Genomic DNA, 2,650 nt, shown 5'->3' on the forward strand with positions numbered 1-2,650 from the left:
GGGCCGCGCGGGCGCGCCGCTCACGGCCGGGCGCCCGCCTCGGCACACCCACCGTCCCGCGGCGCGAACCCCAGGCGGGGCGGCGCCGCGTGGATCGCGGCGGCGACGGCGCCGTCGACCTCGGAGCGGGTTCCGATGCCGGCAGCGGTGAGGCCGAGGTCGTGCAGGACGCACGCGGCGAACAGCACCTCGTCGTCGAACTCCTCCCCGGCGCGCCACCCCCGGCCGGCAGCGGCGAGGCGCGCGAACAGGTAGCTGCGCAGGCCGTGGTGCAGCTACCTGTTCGCGGGAACTACAGCTCCGCGACGGCGGCCAACACGTCGGGCGACTCCGCGAGCGGGCGGCGCACCCCCCCGACGCCGGGGTACTCCAGCTCGCGGGCGACCTCGCGGGCGCGCACCGCCCCGCAGAACCGCTCCACGAGGCGCAGGGCGAGGTCGATGCCCGCGGTGAGGCCGCCGCTGGTGACGATCGCGCCGTCGTCGACGACGCGGGCGGCGGCGTCCACGAGCGCGCCGGTGGCGGCCAGGTCGTCGAGGGCGGCGGCGTTCGTCACCGCCGGGCGGTCCTCCAGCAGGCCCGCCGCGCCGAGCAGCAGGGCCCCGGTGCACACCGACGCCAGCACCGCACCACCGGCGGCAGCACCGGCGAGGGCGCGGGGCAGCTCCCCGCGCTGCGCCTCGGCCCACGCCCCGGCACCGCCGCGGTCCAGCCAGCCGCCGCCGGGCACGACGACCACGTCCGCGGCGCCCGACAGCGTCCCGGCGGGCACGACCCGGGTGCCCAGCGCCGAGACGACGAGGTCCCGCGGCGCGGCGGTGACGAGGCCGACGTCGAAACCGGCGATGCCCAGGACGTTCAGCGGGCCGGTGGCGTCGAGGTCCTCGAACCCGTCGAACACGACGATCTCTGCTCTCATGCCGTCGATCCTGGCGCCCGGCGCGGTCGCCGCCCAGTGGCAGGAGAGCCACGGTCGCGGAGGATCCTGCCACGGTGCGCGGGGTAGGGTCGCGGGCGTGCACCGCGTCGTCGTCCTCGCGCTGGCCGATGTCGTCACCCTCGACGTGGCGATCCCGGCACAGCTGTTCGGCTACCGCGACGCCCTGCCCTACGAGGTCGTCCTCGCCGGCGCCCGGCGCGGCCCGGTCCCCACGACGGCGGGTTTCCCCGTGACGGCCGCGGCCGGGCCGGAGGCGCTGGCGTCGGCGGACACCGTCGTCGTGCCGGGTTTCGCCCCGCACTCGGTGCCGCCACCGCCGCGGGTGCTGCGGGCCCTCACCGCCGCCGCGGAACGGGGCGCGCGGGTCATGTCGATCTGCACCGGCGCGTTCGCCCTCGCCGCCGCCGGCCTGCTCGACGGGCGGCGCGCCACGACGCACTGGATGCACGCCGCCGAGCTGGCCGCCGCGCACCCGGCGGTGGACGTCGACCCCGCGGTGCTGTTCGTGGACTCCGGCCCGGTCCTGACCTCCGCGGGGGTGGCCGCCGGCATCGACCTGTGCCTGCACGTCATCCGCACCGACCACGGCGCGGCCGCCGCGACCGCCGTGGCGCGCCGGGTCGTCGTGGCGCCGCACCGCGAGGGCGGCCAGGCGCAGTACCTGCACGCCCCGCTGCCGGCGGAGTCGGGCAGCTCCCTGACCGGCACGCGGCAGTGGGCGCTGGAGCACCTCGACCGCCCGCTCGCCGTGGCCGACCTCGCCGCCCACGCCCACGTCTCCACCCGCACCCTCGCGCGGCGCTGGGCGGCGGAGACGGGCACCACACCGCTGCGCTGGCTGCTGGCGCAGCGGCTGCAGCGCGCCCGCCTGCTGCTGGAGACGTGCCCGGACCTGCTGCTGGCGGACGTGGCGCACCGCTGCGGGCTCGGCACCGCCGACAACCTGCGCCTGCACCTGCGGCGGGAGACGGGCACCTCGCCGTCGGCGTACCGGCGCACCTTCGGCGAGCCGGGCGGGGCGCCGCTGCCGCGCTGAGGGACGGCGGGACCGCGGCCGGGACCCGTCGGGCGGTCGTCAGCGGGCGCAGGCGCCCGCGGCCGCCGGGGGCACCACGAGCACCGGGCAGGGCGCGGAGGCGAGGACGGGGACGGCCACCGGCTCCGGCGCCAGCCCGGTCAGGGCCGCGCGGCCGGAGGTGCCCATCACCAGCAGGTCGGCCTCCGCCGCGGCGGTCAGCACGGCCTCGACGGGCGGTTTGCGCGACACCGTCGTCACCAGGCCCGCCCGCGGGTGCGGGACGTCCACGAGGAACGGCCGCCCGGACCGCTGCGGCCTGCTGTGCAGGACGTGGAGCTGGGCGTCGCCGCGCAGCGCCCAGGCCGAGGCGGCCGCCAGCACCGCCTCGTCCGTCCCGGTGCCACCCAGCGCGGCCACGACCACCCGCGGCCCCTCCGGGCGCGGCGCCGGCTGCGCCCACCGCCCGGCCAGCAGCACCGGGCACGGGGCGGTGGCGGCCAGCTCACCGCTGGAGGTGCCGAGGAACCAGGCCCACTCCTCGCCCAGGCCGCGGCTGCCCAGCGCCAGCAGGCGCCCGCCGGCCAGGGCCTCGCGCAGCGCGGGCACGACCGCCCCGAACCGCAGCTCCACCTGCACGCGCAGGTCCGGTCGGGCCTCCAGCGCGGCGCCCTCGGCCCGGCGCAGCGCCTCCT

Annotated in this window: 4 protein-coding genes; 1 reads left to right on the plus strand and 3 read right to left on the minus strand. The window is 79.4% G+C overall.

Annotated features, from left to right (window positions below; genetic code table 11):
• Positions 1 to 20: 20 nt before the first annotated feature.
• Positions 21 to 188, minus strand: a complete 168-nt coding sequence (locus ABEB16_RS18955; protein ID WP_345713769.1) for a hypothetical protein — start codon at positions 186 to 188, stop codon at positions 21 to 23.
• Between the two features lie 104 nt (positions 189 to 292).
• Positions 293 to 919, minus strand: a complete 627-nt coding sequence (locus tag ABEB16_RS18960; RefSeq protein WP_345713770.1) for a DJ-1/PfpI family protein — start codon at positions 917 to 919, stop codon at positions 293 to 295.
• A gap of 97 nt (positions 920 to 1,016) precedes the next feature.
• On the opposite strand from ABEB16_RS18960, the gene ABEB16_RS18965 reads away from it, so the two are divergent.
• The gene (locus ABEB16_RS18965; RefSeq protein WP_345713771.1) at positions 1,017 to 1,976 is read left to right on the plus strand and encodes a DJ-1/PfpI family protein; all 960 of its coding nucleotides are present in this window, start codon (positions 1,017 to 1,019) and stop codon (positions 1,974 to 1,976) included.
• Between the two features lie 39 nt (positions 1,977 to 2,015).
• On the opposite strand, the gene ABEB16_RS18970 is transcribed toward ABEB16_RS18965, so the two are convergent.
• Positions 2,016 to 2,650: universal stress protein (locus ABEB16_RS18970; RefSeq protein ID WP_345713772.1), on the minus strand; the 635-nt coding region annotated here is incomplete at its 5' end.

The sequence above is a fragment of the Kineococcus glutinatus genome, from assembly GCF_039542765.1.
GTDB lineage: Bacteria > Actinomycetota > Actinomycetes > Actinomycetales > Kineococcaceae > Kineococcus_A > Kineococcus_A glutinatus.

Bases quoted from the DNA above. Each gene is read 5' to 3' on its own strand.
- ABEB16_RS18960 (WP_345713770.1), bottom strand. From the start codon at position 919: ATGAGAGCAGAGATCGTCGTGTTCGACGGGTTCGAGGACCTCGACGCC.